Annotated in this window: 19 protein-coding genes; 9 read left to right on the top strand and 10 right to left on the bottom strand. The window is 65.5% G+C overall.

The features are described 5' to 3' along the window. Positions 1-47 precede the first annotated feature (47 nt). The 4 genes from mnmG to WJU21_RS09495 are packed head-to-tail and all read left to right on the top strand — an operon-like array spanning position 48 to position 4,285. Positions 48-1,934, top strand: coding sequence for a tRNA uridine-5-carboxymethylaminomethyl(34) synthesis enzyme MnmG (gene mnmG / locus WJU21_RS09510; protein WP_346323168.1), 1,887 nt, complete (start codon positions 48-50; stop codon positions 1,932-1,934). Then, on the top strand, positions 1,931-2,566 hold the full coding sequence (gene rsmG, locus WJU21_RS09505; RefSeq protein WP_346323167.1) for a 16S rRNA (guanine(527)-N(7))-methyltransferase RsmG: 636 nt from the start codon (positions 1,931-1,933) through the stop codon (positions 2,564-2,566). Before mnmG ends, rsmG begins: the two co-directional genes overlap by 4 nt. Further along, the gene (locus WJU21_RS09500) at positions 2,547-3,383 is read left to right on the top strand and encodes a ParA family protein (protein ID WP_346323166.1); all 837 of its coding nucleotides are present in this window, start codon (positions 2,547-2,549) and stop codon (positions 3,381-3,383) included. Before rsmG ends, WJU21_RS09500 begins: the two co-directional genes overlap by 20 nt. Positions 3,384-3,403: 20 nt before the next feature. Then, on the top strand, positions 3,404-4,285 hold the full coding sequence (locus WJU21_RS09495) for a ParB/RepB/Spo0J family partition protein (protein WP_346323165.1): 882 nt from the start codon (positions 3,404-3,406) through the stop codon (positions 4,283-4,285). 170 nt (positions 4,286-4,455) lie between these two features. Here WJU21_RS09495 and holA read toward each other — a convergent pair whose 3' ends face one another. From holA to WJU21_RS09475, 4 genes are read right to left on the bottom strand one after another with little or no spacing between them, the layout of a single operon-like run. Next, positions 4,456-5,478, bottom strand: a complete 1,023-nt coding sequence (gene holA, locus WJU21_RS09490) for a DNA polymerase III subunit delta (protein WP_346323164.1) — start codon at positions 5,476-5,478, stop codon at positions 4,456-4,458. A 58-nt stretch (positions 5,479-5,536) separates the two neighbouring features. After that, complete coding sequence (gene lptE, locus WJU21_RS09485) at positions 5,537-6,040, bottom strand: LPS assembly lipoprotein LptE (protein WP_346323163.1); 504 nt, start codon at positions 6,038-6,040, stop codon at positions 5,537-5,539. A 7-nt stretch (positions 6,041-6,047) separates the two neighbouring features. Further along, positions 6,048-8,603 carry a leucine--tRNA ligase gene (leuS, locus tag WJU21_RS09480; RefSeq protein WP_346323162.1) on the bottom strand — a complete coding sequence of 852 codons (2,556 nt, stop codon included), beginning with the start codon at positions 8,601-8,603 and terminating at the stop codon, positions 6,048-6,050. A gap of 23 nt (positions 8,604-8,626) precedes the next feature. Beyond that, positions 8,627-9,082, bottom strand: a complete 456-nt coding sequence (locus WJU21_RS09475) for a DUF3576 domain-containing protein (RefSeq protein ID WP_346323161.1) — start codon at positions 9,080-9,082, stop codon at positions 8,627-8,629. A 348-nt stretch (positions 9,083-9,430) separates the two neighbouring features. On the opposite strand from WJU21_RS09475, the gene WJU21_RS09470 reads away from it, so the two are divergent. Together WJU21_RS09470 and WJU21_RS09465 are read left to right on the top strand one after the other, a co-directional pair. After that, positions 9,431-10,489 carry a porin gene (locus WJU21_RS09470; RefSeq protein WP_346323160.1) on the top strand — a complete coding sequence of 353 codons (1,059 nt, stop codon included), beginning with the start codon at positions 9,431-9,433 and terminating at the stop codon, positions 10,487-10,489. 137 nt (positions 10,490-10,626) lie between these two features. Next, a complete protein-coding gene (locus WJU21_RS09465) occupies positions 10,627-12,204 on the top strand; it encodes an ABC-F family ATP-binding cassette domain-containing protein (RefSeq protein WP_346323159.1) in 1,578 nt (525 codons plus the stop codon). Between the two features lie 3 nt (positions 12,205-12,207). Here WJU21_RS09465 and WJU21_RS09460 read toward each other — a convergent pair whose 3' ends face one another. Continuing rightward, on the bottom strand, positions 12,208-12,825 hold the full coding sequence (locus WJU21_RS09460; RefSeq protein ID WP_346323158.1) for a thiamine phosphate synthase: 618 nt from the start codon (positions 12,823-12,825) through the stop codon (positions 12,208-12,210). Positions 12,826-12,872: 47 nt separating this feature from the next. On the opposite strand from WJU21_RS09460, the gene WJU21_RS09455 reads away from it, so the two are divergent. Next, positions 12,873-13,550 carry a YggS family pyridoxal phosphate-dependent enzyme gene (locus WJU21_RS09455; protein WP_346323157.1) on the top strand — a complete coding sequence of 226 codons (678 nt, stop codon included), beginning with the start codon at positions 12,873-12,875 and terminating at the stop codon, positions 13,548-13,550. Between the two features lie 17 nt (positions 13,551-13,567). On the opposite strand, the gene WJU21_RS09450 is transcribed toward WJU21_RS09455, so the two are convergent. The 3 genes from WJU21_RS09450 to ribA are packed head-to-tail and all read right to left on the bottom strand — an operon-like array spanning position 13,568 to position 15,383. After that, on the bottom strand, positions 13,568-13,735 hold the full coding sequence (locus WJU21_RS09450; protein ID WP_346323156.1) for a hypothetical protein: 168 nt from the start codon (positions 13,733-13,735) through the stop codon (positions 13,568-13,570). Positions 13,736-13,737: 2 nt separating this feature from the next. Continuing rightward, positions 13,738-14,181, bottom strand: coding sequence for a L,D-transpeptidase family protein (locus WJU21_RS09445; protein ID WP_346323155.1), 444 nt, complete (start codon positions 14,179-14,181; stop codon positions 13,738-13,740). Positions 14,182-14,234: 53 nt separating this feature from the next. Then, positions 14,235-15,383, bottom strand: coding sequence for a GTP cyclohydrolase II (gene ribA / locus WJU21_RS09440; RefSeq protein WP_346323154.1), 1,149 nt, complete (start codon positions 15,381-15,383; stop codon positions 14,235-14,237). Between the two features lie 70 nt (positions 15,384-15,453). Here ribA and WJU21_RS09435 point away from each other — a divergent pair, with 70 nt between their 5' ends. Together WJU21_RS09435 and WJU21_RS09430 are read left to right on the top strand one after the other, a co-directional pair. Next, positions 15,454-16,143 (top strand): response regulator transcription factor, encoded by a 690-nt coding sequence (locus WJU21_RS09435; protein WP_346323153.1) that lies wholly within the window; start codon positions 15,454-15,456, stop codon positions 16,141-16,143. A 1-nt stretch (position 16,144) separates the two neighbouring features. Further along, a complete protein-coding gene (locus WJU21_RS09430) occupies positions 16,145-16,966 on the top strand; it encodes an MBL fold metallo-hydrolase (protein WP_346323152.1) in 822 nt (273 codons plus the stop codon). Between the two features lie 28 nt (positions 16,967-16,994). Here the strand turns inward: WJU21_RS09430 and xth are convergent, their stop codons facing one another. Then, on the bottom strand, positions 16,995-17,789 hold the full coding sequence (gene xth, locus WJU21_RS09425; protein WP_346323151.1) for an exodeoxyribonuclease III: 795 nt from the start codon (positions 17,787-17,789) through the stop codon (positions 16,995-16,997). 22 nt (positions 17,790-17,811) lie between these two features. Further along, positions 17,812-18,402 (bottom strand): hypothetical protein, encoded by a 591-nt coding sequence (locus WJU21_RS09420; RefSeq protein WP_346323150.1) that lies wholly within the window; start codon positions 18,400-18,402, stop codon positions 17,812-17,814. Positions 18,403-18,592 lie beyond the last annotated feature (190 nt).

The following is an 18,592-nucleotide window of genomic DNA, read 5'->3' as shown; positions in this document are numbered from 1 at the left end:
GCCCTGAGGCCGCAGCGCGCCTAGATTGCGCGCAACCTGGAGCAGGCATGTACGATGTTATCGTCATCGGTGGTGGTCATGCGGGGTGCGAGGCGGCGGCCGCCTCTGCACGCGTCGGCGCGCGCACCTTACTGCTCACTCACAAGCTTGAAACCATCGGCCAGATGTCGTGCAATCCGGCCATTGGCGGTTTGGGCAAAGGCCATCTGGTGCGCGAGATCGATGCGCTGGACGGCGTCATGGGACTGGTGGCGGATGCTGCCGGCATCCAGTTCCGTCTGCTGAACAGGGGCAAGGGGCCAGCGGTGCGCGGTCCTCGAGCACAGGCCGACCGCAAGCTTTACCGGAACGCCATGCAGGCCTTGCTGTTTGAGTATCCCAATCTCACGGTGATGGCGGGCGCCGTAGAGGACCTGTTACTGAAAGAACTTGCGGGTTCCGGCGACGAAACGGCGCGCGTCGTGGGCATCGTCACCGGCGACGGCGTGGAAATCCGTGCCGGCCGGGTTATTCTCACCACCGGCACTTTCCTCAGCGGCGTCATCCATATGGGACAGGAACAGACCGCGGGCGGCCGGATCGGTGAAGCGCCGTCGGTGGGATTGTCGAAGACGCTGCGGCGCAGGGGCTTCGCCGTTGGCCGGTTGAAGACCGGGACACCGGCCCGGCTCGACGGCCGGACGATTGACTGGGCTGGCCTGGAGGTGCAACCCGGCGACAAGCCGCCGGTGCCGTTCTCGTTTCTGACCAAGGCCATCACGACGCCGCAGATCGACTGCCACATTACCCACACCAATCAGGCGACTCATGAGGTCATCCGCGCCAATCTCCATCGGGCGCCCATGTATTCCGGCCAGATTGAATCCAGTGGACCGCGCTATTGCCCGTCCATCGAGGACAAGGTTGTACGGTTCGGCGGGCGCGATCGGCATCAGATCTTCCTTGAACCGGAAGGCCTTGACGACCATACGGTCTATCCAAACGGCATCTCCACTTCACTGCCCCGCGAGGTTCAGGCCGAATTGTTGAAGACCATAGAAGGCCTGGAACATGCGGTGATGCTGCAGCCGGGATACGCCATCGAATACGACTACGTGGACCCTCGGGAGTTGCGGCCCACCCTGGAAACCCGAAGAGTTTCAGGGCTTTACTTTGCCGGACAGATCAACGGCACAACCGGCTACGAGGAGGCTGCGGCGCAAGGTCTGATGGCCGGAATGAACGCCGCATTGTCTGCGGGAGACGGGGATTCCGTCGTTCTCGACCGGGCGGAAGCCTATATCGGAGTGATGATCGACGATCTGGTGACGCGGGGAACGCAGGAACCGTACCGTATGTTCACCTCTCGCGCCGAATACCGGCTGCGGCTTCGTGCCGACAATGCGGATTTGCGTCTGACCGGCCGCGGCATCGAAATTGGCTGTGTCGGCCCGGCGCGTTCGGCAGCGTTCACCGAGAAAACGGCAGCGCTGGCCCGGGCGCGGGTGCTTGCCCAGTCGCTTGCGCTGACCCCGAACGAGGCTGCGCCCCATGGTATTGTGATCAATCACGATGGCAAACGCAGAACCGTGCATGAATTGCTTGGTTATGCTGATGTGACAATCGAGCGTCTGGGCAATATCTGGCCGGAACTGCTGGAGTTTTCACCTGCGGTGCGCGAGCAGCTGGAAATCGACGGGCGGTATGCCGGCTATATGGATCGGCAGGAAGCGGACGTGGTTGCCTTTCGCAAGGATGAGTCGCTGGCCCTGCCCGGCGATCTGGATTATTCGGCCATCGGCGGCCTGTCCAATGAAGTGCGGGACAAACTGATACGGGCGCGGCCCGCCACGCTGGGCGCCGCTTCGCGGATTTCCGGTGTGACGCCAGCGGCATTGACCGCGTTGCTGGGATTCGTGCGCCGGTCCAGCGAGCGGCAGAAGCGGCGGGCGTGAGCGGCGAATTCGATGCCGCCGCGTTCGGGCGCGCCACGCATGTTTCACGTGAAACATTAGATAAGCTCGGCGCCTATGCGGCGCTGCTCGAGAAATGGCAACGCTCCATCAATCTGGTGTCCACTGCTACCCTGCCGGATCTCTGGCGCCGGCATTTCCTTGATTCGGCACAGCTCGCGCCGCTGATCCGGGCCGCGCACGGCAGGCCGCGCTGCGCCGATCTCGGCGCCGGTGGTGGATTTCCCGGCATGGTGCTTGCAATCATGGGCGTCGGCACTTGGACATTGATCGACAGCGACCGGCGCAAGCTCACTTTTCTGCAAGAAGCCGCCCGCGTCACAGGTGTTTCTGTTAAGCTTGTGCCGTCCCGTCTCGAAGCAGTGGAGGGCACCATCGTGGACATCATCACGGCACGGGCGCTGGCGCCTCTCGACAGGCTGCTGGGCTATGCGGCGCCGTTGCTTGCGGCGGATGGACGCGCCTTCTTCCTGAAGGGACGTGATGCCGAAGCCGAGATGGCGGCCGCGCGCAAGCACTGGACCTTTCGCGCTGAAACCTTTCCCAGCGTCACCGATGACGAGGCGAAAATCATTCAAATTCAGGAAGTTGCCCGTGTCGCTGAAGGGAACTGAAGGCAAGCGCGGGAAGCCGAGCGGCGGCCGGATCATCGCCGTCGCCAACCAGAAGGGCGGCGTCGGCAAGACCACGACAGCCATCAACCTGGCGACCGCGCTGGCGGCTACCCGCAAATCGGTGCTGATGATCGACCTTGACCCGCAGGGCAACGCCAGCACCGGCCTGGGTATCAACCGTGCCGCGCGCAAGATCAGCATCTATGACGTGTTGATGCGGGATCATGATCTTGGCGACGCGCTGATCGATACGGCCATTCCGGGGCTGAAGCTGATCTGCTCCACGGTCGACCTCGCCGGCGCCGAACTGGAGCTGGTCAGCGCCGAGGAGCGTGCACAGCGGCTGCGCCAGGCGCTCCGCAACGGAGAGTCTGGCGAGGTGCTCGAGGCATTCGATTATGTATTGATCGATTCGCCGCCGTCGCTGGGGCTTCTGACGCTAAACGCGCTGGTGGCGGCCGACACGGTGCTGGTGCCGCTGCAGACCGAATTCTTCGCCCTGGAAGGGCTCAGCCTGCTGATGAAGACCATCGAGCGGGTCCGGGGTTCGTTCAACCCCGAGCTTGGCCTGGAAGGCATCGTTCTTACCATGTACGACCGGCGCAACCGGCTGTCGGGACAGGTCGAGGAGGATGTGCGTGACTTCATGGGCGACAGGGTGTTCAAGACCGTAATCCCCCGCAATGTGCGTTTGTCCGAGGCGCCCAGCCACGGCAAACCCGCCATCGTCTATGATATGCGCTGCCCGGGCAGCATGGCCTATATCAAGCTGGCGTCCGAACTGCTCAAGCGGGAAAAGAAACTGGTTAGCGCATGAAATCAGGGATTTAGCGTATCATGGCATCCGACGACAAACACGCGAAACGCCGTCCGGGCGGCCTTGGCCGGGGCCTGTCGGCATTGCTGGGCGACGATCCGGTGGTTGCCGATTCGGCGCCGCGCGGCACCCGCGAATTGCCGATCGAGACACTGCACCCCAACCGCTACCAGCCGCGCACCAGGTTCGACGATGCCGCCATCGAGGATCTGGCGTCATCGATCAGGACGCGGGGCATTTTGCAGCCGATCCTGGTGCGCCCATCCTCGGTTCGCCCCGGCGAATACGAGATCGTCGCCGGGGAGCGCCGCTGGCGTGCAGCGCAGCGGGCACAACTCCATGCCGTTCCGGTCATAGAGCGGGCCTTGAGCGACGATGAGTCGCTCGAGATCGCCATTGTCGAGAATGTCCAGCGGCAGGATCTGTCGCCCATCGACGAGGCGCGCGGTTACCGGCGGCTGATCGACGAGTTCGGTCACAACCAGCAGGAAGTGGCCGAGGTGGTGGGCAAGAGCCGCCCCCATGTGGCCAATATGGTTCGGCTGCTCACCCTGCCCGACAGGGTGCAGACACTGCTCGACGCGGGCGAGCTGTCCATGGGCCACGCGCGCGCGCTGGTCACCTCGGACAACGCCGAATGGCTGGCGCAGGAGATCGTCGAGCGCGGGCTCAACGTGCGCCAGGCGGAAGACCTGGCGAGGGAGACGCCGCGCTCGAAGGGACGCGGCCCGTTGCGGCCTTCGAAGGATGCCGACACGCGCGCACTGGAGCGGCAGCTTTCCGAAGCGCTGGGGCTGCGGGTTGCCATCGATCACAAGGGTCCCGGCGGTACGGTGTCCATCAAGTACGGCACGCTCGACCAGCTCGACGATGTGACAGCGAGGCTGTCGGGCCGGCACTAACCACCTGTTTTTATGGTATCTTTCGGCCCGGTCGGGATCTTTTCTCCGGACCAGTCACGCGGTGTCGCCGGGTGCGCCGTGTCTGTGGCCACGACTGGAACGCGGTTTCCCCGCCACCGGCAAATGTGTGAATCATGATTATGTAAAATCAAGGATGCCCGCCCGGACGCTTACGATCGCGCGGCTGCAACCAGGCGCATCATGGCGCGGGCGGTGATGGATTCCGCGGGCATGCCCGTTGTCTTGCACGCCATCTCGGCTTCGAGCAGCAAGGCTAGCGCCGTCGCCAGTTTTCTGGTCGTCCAGCGGCCAAGCAGCTGGCGCATCTCGTTGCCTTCGCTCTGGAACGCGGGCGGCCGCAGCATCTTGAAGGCCGCGTCGAGCGGCGTGCCCCGTTCGGCAAGGCTGGCAACCAGGTGCAGCCGCTGCAGGCGTCGCGAGGTGAGGCGCAGCAGCCCCACGGCGCTCTCCCCTGTTTCGTGGGCCTTTGCCAGTGCGGCGATCAGCGCCTTCATGTCGCCCCGGGCCGCGGCCTTGCCCACCGCATCGAACGCCTCGGCGGCGCTGTCGCCGACGCAGGCGCGGGCATCCTCCAGGCTGACCACGCCGTCGCCGCCCATCTTGTAGAGCGTCAGCTTGTTCAGTTCCTGCCTGCTGATCATGCGGTCGCCGCCCAGGCTGCCGCGCAGGTGCAGGCGGGCATCCTCGGAGACGGTCAGTCCCTCGCCCGCAAGGATATGGTCGATCAGGCTGTCGACGGTCTCGGCGCTGTCATAGCCGCACTCGACCGCTGCCGCGTGCGGTGATTCCTCGAACGCCTTGCGCAGGCTGCTCGAGCGACCCAGCTCGTCTCCGTTGACCAGCACGAAGCCGTCGCCGGGCGGTGCGGCAAGGAATTCCTTGAACAGTGCCGCGTGCCGGTCACCGGCACGCCCGACCCTGACAAGGCGCCGGCCGCCCAGCATGGAAATTGCGGCGGCCTCGTCGGCGAGACGCGCAGGATCGGTCAGCAATGCCGCCGCGTCCAGGTCGGCGACGCAGAACGGATCCTTTGGATCGTCGACGATGGCGGCGGCCACGGCGCTCGCCCGTTCGCGCACCAGGCCTTCATCGGCGCCGAAAATCAGCAAGGCGCGCAGGCTGGTGTCCGGCCGGTCGATGAAGCGTTTGAGCTGGGTGGGTGTAAACTTCATGGCACAAGAGGTGGTAGGAGCAGGCGCTGACTATACCACGAATCGGCAGTGCGCCGGCCTATTTGCCCTTGTCGAAAAACACCGCGATACGGGTCCTGATTTCCTCGGCAAGTTCGGCGGCCAGCTTTCGGCGCGCGTCCTGCTGGGCGATCACGGTGGGATAATCCTGCTGCACGATGTCGAAGGCCGTCTCTGCCCAGGTGGTGCCGCTCAGCGCCACCTTGTCGGTGGCAATCTCGCGCAGCTCGAACCGGGCGCTCATCCGGTAATTGGCGCGGGTGGCCGAGGCATTCTGCCGGATGGCAACGTCTTCCCGTTCCTCGCCGACCTTCAGCGCCAGCTCATAGACCGGCGCACCCGCGATGCCGCCGGGATTGATCGAATCCACAAGTTCATTGCGGACGATCTGCCCCAGGCGATCGGGGATGGGACGGATGTCGATGGTCGCCATCCTGTCCATCACCGAAGCCGACGTGGCCGAGGCGTTGGCGCCGTACATGGGTTTGAATCCGCATCCTGGCAGGGCGAGGGTAAGCATCAGGATGACGAGGGTGCGGCGCATGGCGCCACTATGCCACGATATTGACGATACGTCCCGGCACGACGATCACCTTGCGGATCTCCTTGCCGGCGATCGCCTCGCGGATTTTCGGTTCGGCGAAGGCCGCGGCCTCGGCCTCGGCCTTGCCGGCATCCCGGGGCAGGTCGATGGTGGCGCGCAGCTTGCCGTTGACCTGCACGGCAATCTTCACGGTCTGGTCGACCACCAGCGCCGGATTGGCCTCGGGCCAGGCGGTCTCGAACAGGGGCACGGTGTGGCCCAGCTCGGCCCAGGCTTCCTCTGCCAGATGCGGCATCATCGGCTCCGACAGACGCACCAGCGTCTCCAGTGCCTCGCGCAGCGCCCAGCCATCGGCAGGTCCGGGAGCCTTGAAGCTATTGATTGCATTGGTCAATTCGTAGATCTGCGCGACCGCCGTATTGAACCGGAAATTGTCAATACCCTCGGTCACCGCCTTGATCGCCTTGTGGGTCGAGCGCCGCAGCGCAACGGCGGATTCGCTCAGGCCGCCGGGCACGGGCGTATCCGCGCCAGGCAGGCCGGTCGCCTCGCTGACCAGGCGCCAGACACGCTGGGCATGGCGCCAGGCGCCCTCGATGCCGCTTTCGGACCAGTCCAGATCGCGCTCGGGCGGGCTGTCCGACAGCATGTACCAGCGGGCCGTGTCGGCGCCGTAGGTTGCGATGATGTCGGTTGGATCGACCGTGTTCCTCTTGGACTTGCTCATTTTTTCCGAGCGTCCGATGGTCACCGGCTGGCCGTCCCGCGTGGCCAGGCTGTCGCCGGTCCGCACGATGTCCTCGGGCGACAGCCACTTGCCGTCAGGACCCTTGTAGGTTTCGTGGTTGACCATGCCCTGGGTGAAAAGGCCCTGGAACGGCTCGGCCAGCGAGACCAGACCGCATTTTTCCAGTGCGCGGGTGAAGAACCGGGCATAGAGCAGGTGCAGCACCGCGTGCTCGACGCCGCCGATATACTGATCGACCGGCATCCAGCGGTCGACGGCCTCGCGGTCGAGCGGCCGGTCCGGATCCAGCCCGCAGAAGCGCAGGAAGTACCACGACGAATCGACGAAGGTATCGCAGGTGTCGGTCTCGCGCCGCGCCGGTTTGCCGCAGGCCGGGCAGTCCACATGCTTCCAGGTTGGATGCCGCTCGAGCGGGTTGCCGGGCACATCGAAGGTCACGTCATCGGGCAACAGCACGGGCAGCTGGCCGCGTGGCACCGGCACCGCGCCGCAATCGCCGCAGTGGATGACCGGAATCGGGCAGCCCCAGTAGCGCTGGCGCGACACGCCCCAATCGCGCAGCCGGTAGTTTACTTCTCGGGTGCCGGCTTCAAGCTTTTCGAGTTCGTCCAGCACGCGCTTCTTGGCCTCGGGCACGGCCAGGCCGTCCATGAAGCGGGAATTGCCCAGCCTGCCGTCGCCGTCATAGGCCTTGTCGGCGACGCTGAAGCTGTCGGGCGTCTCGCCCTCGGGAAACACGACCGGCGTTACCGGCAGACCATATTTGCGGGCGAAGTCCAGGTCGCGCTGGTCATGGGCCGGACAGCCGAAGATGGCGCCCGTGCCGTATTCCATCAGCACGAAATTGGCGATGTAGACCGGCAGCGTCCAGTCGGGGTCGAACGGATGCGTGACCTTGAGGCCCGTGTCGAATCCCATCTTCTCGGCGGTTTCGATCTCGGCTTCGCTGGTGCCGTTTCGCTTGCAGGCCTCGATGAAGGCAGCTGCGTCGGCATTCTGCTTCGCCGCCTGCTGGGCGATGGGGTGATCGGCGGCGATGGCGCAGAAACTGGCGCCGAACAACGTGTCGGGACGGGTGGTGTAGACCTCGATCGTCTCGTTGGTCCCGGCGATCCGGAAATGGACGCGGGCGCCCTCCGACCGACCGATCCAGTTGCGCTGCATGATGCGCACCTTCTCGGGCCACCGGTCCAGGGTATCGAGCCCGGCCAGCAGGTCCTCGGCGAAGTCGGTGATCTTGAAGAACCACTGGGACAGCTTGCGCCGCTCGACCGGTGCGCCCGAACGCCAGCCCTTGCCGTCGATCACCTGCTCATTGGCCAGCACCGTGTGATCGACCGGATCCCAGTTGACGTAGCTTTCCTTGCGCTCGACCAGGCCATTTTCCAGGAAGGACAGGAACAGCGCCTGCTCGTGCCGGTAATAGTCCGGGCTACAGGTCGCGAATTCGCGCGCCCAGTCGATGGCGAGACCGAGGCTTTTCAGCTGGCCGCGCATGGTGTCGATGTTCTGCCAGGTCCAGGCCGCCGGATGCACCTTGCGCTCCATGGCGGCGTTCTCGGCCGGCATGCCGAAGGCGTCCCAACCCATGGGATGCAGCACATTGAAGCCGCGGGCGCGCTTGTAGCGCGCCACCACGTCGCCCATGGTGTAGTTGCGGACGTGGCCCATATGAATACGGCCCGACGGATAGGGGAACATCTCCAGCACGTAGTATCTGGGCTTATCCGCGTCCTCGCGGGTGGCGAAGCTGTCTTGCTCCGTCCAGATGTCCTGCCATTTCCGCTCGGCGGCCTTGGCGTTATAGCGGCTCATGAACCCGTTTCTTGATCAGGAAGTCAGTCGTCTTTTTCGGTCACGGTGCCGATGCGAATTTGCCGGGCACGGACCAGGATGGCATCCTCGACGCCGGCCACGGTCGCCTGCTGCACCGGCTGTTCGGTCCATTCGCCGCTCCGGTCGCGGGCCTGGCGGTTGATCGCGATCCTGAGCGCGTCGGCGCGCAGGCGCGAATCCATCACCGCCACGCGCATCTTCACCCGTTCATTGGGCGCCGACGGATCGGTGTACCAGTCGGTGACGATCACGCCGCCGGTCGCGTCCGTCGACGCGATGGGCATGAAATGCAGGGTCTCGAGCGTCGCCTGCCACAGGTAGCCATTGACCCGCATACTGGCGGCCTGCTCCAGCTGGACCGGCCGGTAACGGTCGGCCACTTCCTTGCTGCCGCCGCCGCACGCGGCCAGAATGGCCGTGCCTGTCAGCACGATGACTCGAAACGCTATCCTCGGCATATGTTCGCCTCAGTCTGATAAAGGGGTCGCGGGGCGCGCCGCCGGCACTTTATACAGGCCGCGCCGCCGGTAGAACAACCGGTTTAAGGGCGAATGCCAAGCCCCGGCAGCGCGATGCCGCCCGGAATCGACCGATTCGCTGTGGATAACCATAAAATTGCTCGTATTTTCATGGTGCTCGCCTGTGAGTCTTCTTGATTTGCCGGACGGGTAGGAGCGAGTATATATAAGATTGAAGATCAGATATGTTGAGCGTGAGGCGGGTTTGGTCTAGATCACTCCGCGTCCACGCACGAGGAAACGAACAAGGAGCACGGCGCTTCCCGACGGGATTGCACCGCGAGCAAGATGGGGCGGCTGGTTAAAGGCATATTGGTATCGGTAGCGGCGCTGGCCTTCGGGCTTCAAGCGGCCGCGCAGGATTCCATAAGGTTTGTCGACGGCGGCGACCTGCAATTGCTCGAGCCGACGCGCCCCGCTCCGCAGCCATGGCAGTCGCTGGCCAAGGACAAGGCCGGCACGGCAGCAACCATCACCACCCCGGCACCGGGCGCCGAGACCGCCCTGTTCAATCTGCGCGCCAAGCCCAAACTCGATGGCATGCGCATCGGCGCCGACATCAAGCTGGACGAATCCGACAAGATCGAATTGCGGGAAGCCAGCCGGCTGTCGTTCCAGGCCGACATCGGCAACATGCCGGCATTCTCGTCCGGCGCCGTCCAGGGGGCGTTCGGGGCGCCGGGCACGACCGCCATGACCCGTACCGGGTTTGACGACCGGGCGCTGTTCACCAGGTCGGCATCGGTCAATCTCAGCAAGCCGCTCACCGTCGCCATGCTGCGGGATCCGCAGGTCATGGTGCCGCACTATGCGGGCCTTCGCATCGGCTACGCCACCGGCTATTCCGCCGACGATCCGCTGGGTCTCGACCCGGCCAGGCGCGGCTTCGAGGTCTATCTGAGTTCGGCGGCCATGAGCACCGGGCTCGACGCGGCCAGTCTGGCCTATACCAGCGTGCCGCCCTTCGCCCGGCCCGAATCCGCCTACAATGTGGGCGTCAATCTGGGTTATCGCGGCTTCACGCTGGCCGCGTCCTATCTGCGCGGCGCGGCCGAGGATGCACCCGGCTACGAAAGCTACGATCTGGGCCTGAGCTACGATTTCGGCAGCTGGGTGACCAGCATCGCCGTGGGCGGCTATTTCGCCGACCACAACCCTCTCAGCCTGCTGCACGCGACGGATATCGACCAGCTGTATAGCGTCGAGATCGGCGCCGCCTACGAGCTTCGCCCGGGCATCCATCTGCTTGGCCGCCTGAAGTTCTTCGACTCGCGCACGGTCTTCCGTGAAACCGCCCTCGACGGATTGGGCGGCAGCTTCTACGTCGGCACCAGCTTCGGTTTCTGATCGCTTTGGCGCCCTGCCTGGCTTGAATGCCGCGGAGGGCGTGTCTATCTGTGTCTGACGCCAACACCCCGCGAATAGGTGCCCCATGGATTTCTACCTGACAGCAATGCCCGTTCATCTTGCTGCCGGAGATATCCATGCCTGCATCCATCACCATATCCGGTCTTTCCTGGTCAACGCCTGACGGCCGGCTGCTTCTTGAGGATCTGAACCTCGCATTCGGCGCCGAACGGGTTGGTCTTGTCGGCCGCAACGGCGCCGGCAAATCCACGCTCCTGGGGCTGATAGCCCGTGACGTTCCCATTCAATCGGGCACCGTTCGCGTGACCGGACGTATCGGTATGCTGCGCCAATCCGTCCAGCCTGGCGCTGATGACACCATCGCGGATCTTTTCGGCGTGGCGGGCGCAATGGACCTGCTCCGGCGGGCCGAACGCGGCGCCGCTGCCGGCGAGGAGCTGGCCGATGCGGACTGGAGCATCGACGCGCGCCTTGCGGGGGCCCTTGCGCGGGTTGGGCTGGACGCGGCTCCGGATACCCGGCTGCTGGCGCTGTCGGGCGGGCAACGGACCCGGGCCGGCCTTGCCGCCCTGTTGTTCTCCGAGCCTGACTTCCTGCTGCTGGACGAGCCGACGAACAATCTGGACCGTGAGGGACGCCGTGCCGTTTCAGATCTTCTGCGCGGCTGGCGGGCGGGTGCTGTCGTCGTCAGTCACGACCGCGAATTGCTGGACGAGATGGACGCCATCGTCGAGTTGACGTCGCTGGGCGCCACCCGCCATGGCGGCAATTGGAGCCGGTTCCGCGAGTGGCGGGCTCTGGAGCTTGCGGCGGCACGGCGGGACCTCGCCGACGCGGAAAGCCATCTCGGCGACGTGGTATCCCGCGCCCAGGCGACCGCACAGCGCAAGGCCCGCAAGGACGGCGCGGGGCATCGGCGCCGGTCCCAGGGCGGTACGCCGCGCATCCTGCTCAATGGGCAGAAAAACCGCTGCGAGAACACCACCGGCGCCAACGCACGCCTGGCCGAGCGACGCCATGCCCAGGCAACAGAGGCTGCCGCCGAGGCCCGCCGCCGCATTGAAATATTCGAGCCGTTTTCCGTGACCCTCGCGCCTACCGGCCTTGGCGCGGCTAGGATCGTGCTGGTGCTCGAGGCCGTATCCGCAGGCTATGAGCCGGGAAAGCCGCTGATCGATGGGATGTCGTTCGATGTCACCGGCCCGGAGCGGATTGCCGTTACCGGACCTAACGGTGCCGGCAAGTCGTCGCTGCTCGCCCTGGTGACCGGGCAATTGCAGGCCTGGACGGGCAGCGTCCGGCGCATGACGCCTTTCGGCTTGCTCGACCAGCGGGTCGGTTGCCTCGATCCGGGCCGCTCGATTCGAGACAATTTCCTGCGTCTCAATCCGGATGCGGACGAGAATGCCTGCCGCGCCGCCCTGGCTCGTTTCAGGTTCCGCGCCGATTCCGCGCTGCAGACAGTGTCGACGCTGAGCGGCGGCGAGATGCTGCGCGTGGGCCTGGCGTGTACGCTGGGCGGGACCACGCCGCCTCCCCTTCTCCTGCTCGATGAACCGACCAACCATCTGGATCTGGACTCGGTCGAGGTTCTCGAGGCCGGCTTGCGGGCCTTTGACGGCGCATTGCTGATTGTCAGCCACGACGAATCGTTTCTGGAGGCGGTGGGGATCACACGGCGGTTGCCACTCTGATCCCTAGGCGGCGATTCCGCCAATGGCGGCGGCTCCCGCTGCCCCCGTGGCGCGCAGCCGTGCAATGGATTGAGCATTCACGCCGCCCAGCGCATAGACCGGCACGTCTGCCGAGCGGACCAGCGCCGCGAAGCGCAGGACGCCCAGACACGGCGCATCCGGATGACTGCGTGTCGGGAACACGGGAGACACGAACACCGCATCCGCGCCCGCCAGCGCCGCGCGGCGAAGCGCCGTCCGGCCATGGGCGGCAGCGGTGACAAGCCAGGAAGGGTGGCGGCGCCGGATCGCCCGAATCCGTCCCGCCAGCCATTCCGGCAGGTGAATGCCGTCTGCACCGGATGCGGCAGCCAGGGCCTCGTCGCCCGCCACCAGGAACAGCAGGCCGCGGCGGCGGGCAATGCCGGCCAGCGCATGGGCCAGTTCGGCCCGGCCCGGCGCATCGTAGTCGCGCAGGATGATGCCGGCGCCCCTGGGCAAAGTCAGCGCCACTGCCCCGGGATCGGCGACGCGCGCGCGGTCGGTCATGAACCACAGCGGCGGCAGCCCGCGCGCGCGGGCGTCGCGGCTCTGCGCGGCCTTCGACAGGCGCCAAAGGGTGTCAAGCTTGGGACTGGCCATCAGGATGGGACGCTAATATACAGGCAACGGAAATGACAGGCACAACCATGACCCCTACCGCCTCGCAGATCGCCGCCCACCTGGCCGAAGTGCGCGCCCGTATCGACAAGGCCGCGCGGGCAGGCGGGCGCAGCGGCGCCGACGTGACCCTGATCGCGGTGTCCAAGACCCATCCGGCCGAGGTGATCGAACTGGCGCTCGCCGCCGGCCAGCGTCATTTCGGCGAGAACCGGGTACAGGAAGCCGAGGCCAAGTGGCCGGCGCTGAAGGCGAAATATCCCGACGTGGTGCTTCATCTGATCGGCGGGCTGCAGACCAACAAGGTGAAGGACGCGCTTTCCCTGTTCGACGTCATTCACACAATCGACCGGCCAAGGCTGGCCGAGGCCATTGCCCGGCACGGCGCCGAAACCGGCGCCCTCCCCGTGTGTTTCGTTCAGGTCAATACGGGCGAGGAAGACCAGAAGGGCGGCGTCATGCCGCTGGACACGGATGCCTTTGTCGCCGAATGCCGCGATGTGCATGGCCTGACCCTGGCGGGGCTGATGTGCATCCCGCCGGTCGGGGATCCGCCCGCGCCCCATTTCGCGCTGCTGAAGAAATTCGCCCGCCGCAACGGCCTTGCCGGCCTCAGCATGGGCATGAGCAGCGATTATGAAAAAGCTGCCGAGATGGGCGCGACCCATGTGCGCGTGGGCTCGGCCATCTTCGGCGCCCGCGGCTGAGACGGCCGCGTGATCGGTCAGTACGCCAGCCGCCCGCGCAGTTCCTCGAACGACACCATGACGTGCTCACGGTAGGCGGGCCTTTTCTGCAACTGGTTGTCCGGCGGTGAGGGCCGCAGGAACCGCGGCAGCCACATGACCTTGAATACGTTCTGGGATGTCTTGCGGCTCCATACGGTAATCATGGTTACAGGACCTCGATCTCCGCGCCCTTGCGCGCCTCGCGCAATATGTCCATCAGGTCTTCGATGGCGACGGCGACGCAGCCTTCCGTAGGGCAGTAGCCGGGCGCCGCCACATGCAGGAATATGGCGCTGCCGGCGCCCGGCACCACCGGCGCGTCGTTATGTCCCAGCACCACGATGATGTCGTAGAGGTGGTCGTCGCGCCACAGGGTCTCGGTGCGGGCCGGATAGGGTGTGACAACCTTGCTGTTGTAGGTGGGGTAATCCGGATCGTCGCACCAGGCATCGTCGGGAAACAGCTGGATGATGGGCAACCGAGTCACGGGCGTCTCCAGCCGGTCGGGACGGTAATAGACCCGCCGCATCACGAACCGCCCCACGGGCGTGGCGCCGTCGCCTTCCTTCTTGTCGGCCCGGACGCCGCCCTTGCCCAGTGCGCAGCGCACCTGCCGGTCGCCCCACGACAGCCAGCCCTCACGCTCGACACGGATCAGCAGGCTCAGCTCTTGCTCCGGGCTTTCAGGCCCGGCCCCGACAGGTAATGCCCGCTGCGCCGGGCCTTGGTCGCCAGATACAGTTCGTTGTGGGCGTTGGACGGGAACTCGTGCGGCACCCGCTCCACCACCTCGATCCCAAAACGGGCGAGCGAGTCGACCTTGTCCGGATTGTTGGTCATCAGCCGCACCTGGTCGAAGCCCAGGCTGCGCAGCATCTCGGCGGCTGGCAGGAACAGGCGTTCATCGGCATCGAAACCGAGGCGTTCGTTGGCCTCGACCGTATCGAAGCCGTCGTCCTGCAGGTGATAGGCGCGCAGCTTGTTGATCAGGCCGATGCCCCGGCCCTCCTGCGCCAGATACAGCAGAATGCCGCTGCCAGCCTCGCCGATGGCGTCGATGGCGCCGCGCAGTTGTTCGCCGCAGTCGCATTTGAGCGAACCCAGCAGGTCGCCGGTGAAGCATTCGGAATGAAGCCGGATCAGCACCGGCTGGTCGGGATTGGGATCGCCGATGACGATGGCCAGATGCTCGACGCCGCCATCCTCGGGCCGGAAGGCGATCACCCGCGACGCTTCGGCGCCGCGCAGCGGCACGCGGGCCGAGGAGACCGGATGCAGGCTGACGGCTGCAACCTCGTCATAGGCCTCGATATCCGCGACCGACACGGCCGGGATCGATTCGTTGGGCGCGCCGTCCACCTGCACGCCGACGACCGCGGGGAGCAATTGACCCAGCTTGCACAACTTGATGGCGGCGCGCGTGGTATCCGGCACCGGGTCCCACGAACGGGCGAACGGTCCGCGCATGGGATTGTCCAGATCATGGGTCGGATCGGCCAGCGACCGGACCAGCCTGGCATTGAAGTGCGAGGCAAGCGGCACGCGGATGATATCCGCGCCTGTCGGGTTGATCCGCAGCACGGCGGCCCGGTGGGCGGTCAGCGCCACCATGGGCGTCGCCTTCGACCGGCGCTTCAGATCGCCCATGGTCTCCGGCGATACGGTCTCCGCCGCCAGGCACAAGGTGGCGCCCTGCTCGCCCGTCACCGTGACCAGCCGGCCGCGCCGCAGGGCCGCGAACGCCTCTTCCACGCGGCGCAGCAGGGCATGCCGTGCGTCGGGATCACGCGCCAGTGACGGGTTCCAGTTCATCGGACTTATATACGGCGGCAAGAAGCCGTATAACAGTGGAAAGCATTTCGGCGTTCAGGAGGGGGTCTCCATGTCGATACACAAGCATGTGCTGCTGATCGACGACGATGTCGATCTGCGGCGCTCGCTCGCTGATCAGCTTTCGCTGATCGATGACTTCACCGTCGAGGAAGCCTCGACGGGGACCGACGGGCTGAAGCGCGCCCGTGCGAGCGACTACAATCTTATCCTGCTCGACATCGGCCTGCCCGATCTGGACGGCCGCGAGGTCTGCCGCCAGCTGCGCAAGTCCGGCCTCAAGATGCCGGTCATCCTGCTGACTGCCGCCGCAAGTGACGCCGACACCATTCTGGGTCTGGACTCGGGCGCCAATGATTACGTGGTGAAGCCGTTCAACTTTGCCGTGCTGCTTGCCCGCATGCGCGCGCAAATCCGCCAGTTCGAACAATCCGAGGATGCCGTGTTCCGGATGGGGCCCTATACGTTCCGTCCCAGCCAGAAGGTGCTGGTCGACGAGGAGCGCGGCAGCCAGAAAATACGGCTGACCGGCAAGGAAACCGACATCCTGAAATATCTCTACCGCGCCGCAGGCGCGGTCAGCCGCGACGTGCTGCTCGATCAGGTATGGGGCTACAACGCCAGCGTCAGCACCCACACCCTGGAAACGCATATTTACCGGCTGCGACAGAAGATCGAGCGGGACCCGGCAAATGCCGAGATCCTGGTGACCGAGGGCGGCGGCTACCGGTTGCGGCCCTGACATGGCGGACGAGTTCACCGTCCGCTTCTGGGGCGTGCGCGGGTCGATTCCCTGCTCCGGTCCCGATACCGCCAAATATGGCGGCAATTCGTCCTGCGTCGAAATGCGCTGCGGCGGCCGCTTGCTGGTCTTCGACGCGGGCTCCGGCATCAGGCCGCTCGCGGCCACCTTGCAGGGGCCGCAGGATTTCGACCTGCTGTTCAGCCACTTCCATTATGACCATGTGATCGGCCTGCCGGCGTGCGGGCCGCTCTACAACCCGAAGACGACCTGCCGTATCTGGGCCGGCCGCGCCGGCACCGGTGCCGGTGTGAGGCAGGTGCTGTCGGATTTCATGAGCGCGCCGCGCTTCCCGCTCACCCTTGATTTCTTCCGCGGCAACCTGAGCTTTCACGACTTCACGCCGGGGGATGTACTGGATCCGGGCAACGGTATCCGGATACGAACGGCGCCGCTTAACCATCAGGATGGGGCAACCGGGTACCGTGTGGAGTTCGGTGGCCGCGCGGTCTGCTACGTGACCGACACGGAGCAGGTCGAGGACGGGCTGGACCGGACCATCCTGGACCTGATCGACGGCGCAGACCTGTTCATTTACGACTGCACCTACACCGACGCCGAGTACCCGGCTCACAAGGGCTGGAGTCACTCCACCTGGCAGGAAGGCATGCGCCTTGCCGACGCCGCCGGGGTGAAGACCTTCGTGATCTTCCACCACGACCCGAGCCACGACGATGCGTTCATGGACAGGGTTGCCGTTGACGCCGAGGCGGCGCGGCCGGGCACCATCGTGTCCCGCGACGGGATGCAGCTGGCAATCTAGCCCGCCACCGGCCAGCCGCTGCTGCTGGTCAGTCCTCCAGGTCCACCGTTACCGGCACATGGTCGGACGGCTTTTCCCAGCTGCGCGCTTCGTCCATGATGTGCACCGAGCGCAGATACGGCTTCAGCGGCGGCGTCACCCAGATGTGATCAAGACGCCGGCCCCGGTTCGACGTGCGCCAGTCCGGCGACCGGTAGCTCCACCAGGAAAACAGCTTCTCCGGCTCGGGATGGAATTCGCGGATCGCGTCGACCCAGCCGGTGTTGTACAGCCGGGTCAGTTTCTCGACCTCGACCGGCGTGTGCGACACCACGCGCAGAAGCTGCTTGTGGGACCAGACGTCGAATTCCGATGGCGCCACGTTCAGGTCGCCGACCAGGATCATCCTGCCCTCCGGCCGGCACCGGCCGGTAAACCACTCGGTTGCCTCGTCGAGGAACTTCAGCTTGTGTTCGAACTTCTCGTTCACCGCCGGGTCCGGGATATCGCCGCCGGCGGGAATGTAGAAATTGTGCACTTCGATGCCGCCTTGCAGCGTGGCGTGAACATGGCGGGCGTCATCCTTGCCGCACCAGTTGCGGCGCTCGCCGCTCTCGAACGGCCGGCGGGACAGAATGGCGACGCCGTGATAGCCCTTCTGCCCGGCGATGACGTGATGCACATAGCCCAGCTTCTCGAATGCCTTCAGCGGAAAGAACGGGTCCGGCGTCTTGGTTTCCTGCAGGCAGATCACATCCGGCTGCATGCGTTCGAGGAACGCCGTCACCAGATCGATCCGCAAGCGCACGGAATTGATGTTCCAGGTCGACAACCGCAGGCTCATGGGGATTCCTGAATGAGAGGCACTAGAAGATGTTGAACGACCGGCCGCTCAGTCCCACCGGCCAGCGGCCCAGCTCGAACAGCCGGAACCTGAGGGCGAAGGGGTGCTCTTCCACCGCCTGGGCGGCCAACACCAGCGCGGCCTGATAGCAGGCCTGCACGGCGGCGCCGGTGGCGGCCTCGATCACCGCATCGTCCTCGACCGGCCACAGCGATGCGGCGCTGGCGATCGCCTCGACGACGACCGGACCGGCGGCTTCGGTGACAAAGCCCAGCGTGTCGGCCAGGGTGTCTTCGTCGAAATAGTCCAGCGCGGCGCGGCTCAGGTCGGCGCGCAACTGCTCCTCCACCTCCCAGCCCTCGCTGTTGAGGTCGATGCTGTCGGCGGCATCGCCGGCCTCGGTCCAGTCCTCGAGCGGTACGGGCGCCGCGTCGGGAAACCCCAGCATGTCGAGATAGCGCTGCGCCAGGTCCCGTTCCTCGTCGCTGAGCGGCTGGCCGATCCGGCTGAACCAGGGAATCCGGGCCACGACATCGCCCAGCCGTCTTACCGCGGTGAGGGCGGCAACCTGATCGTCGTCGAAATCGCCGTCGAAATCGTCATCGTCGTCCATGAGCACCTCCGCGGCCCTTTTTAGGGGGCCGGGGCGATCAGGTCGAGAACGGATGCTGGCCCCCTGAAAAGCGTAAGCCCGGCCAAGATAAAATTCCTGACCGGGCTCTGCGCTGTTACGCATGGTACCAGGAGGGGGGTCCGGTACCGACGACGCCAGATGCAGAACACCAAGGGAGGGGATGTGATAC

Source organism: Emcibacter sp. SYSU 3D8, assembly GCF_039655875.1.
GTDB lineage: Bacteria > Pseudomonadota > Alphaproteobacteria > SMXS01 > SMXS01 > RI-34.
The sequence above is the reverse complement of the archived record's forward strand: the minus strand, read 5'-3'. Positions and strand labels throughout refer to the sequence as shown.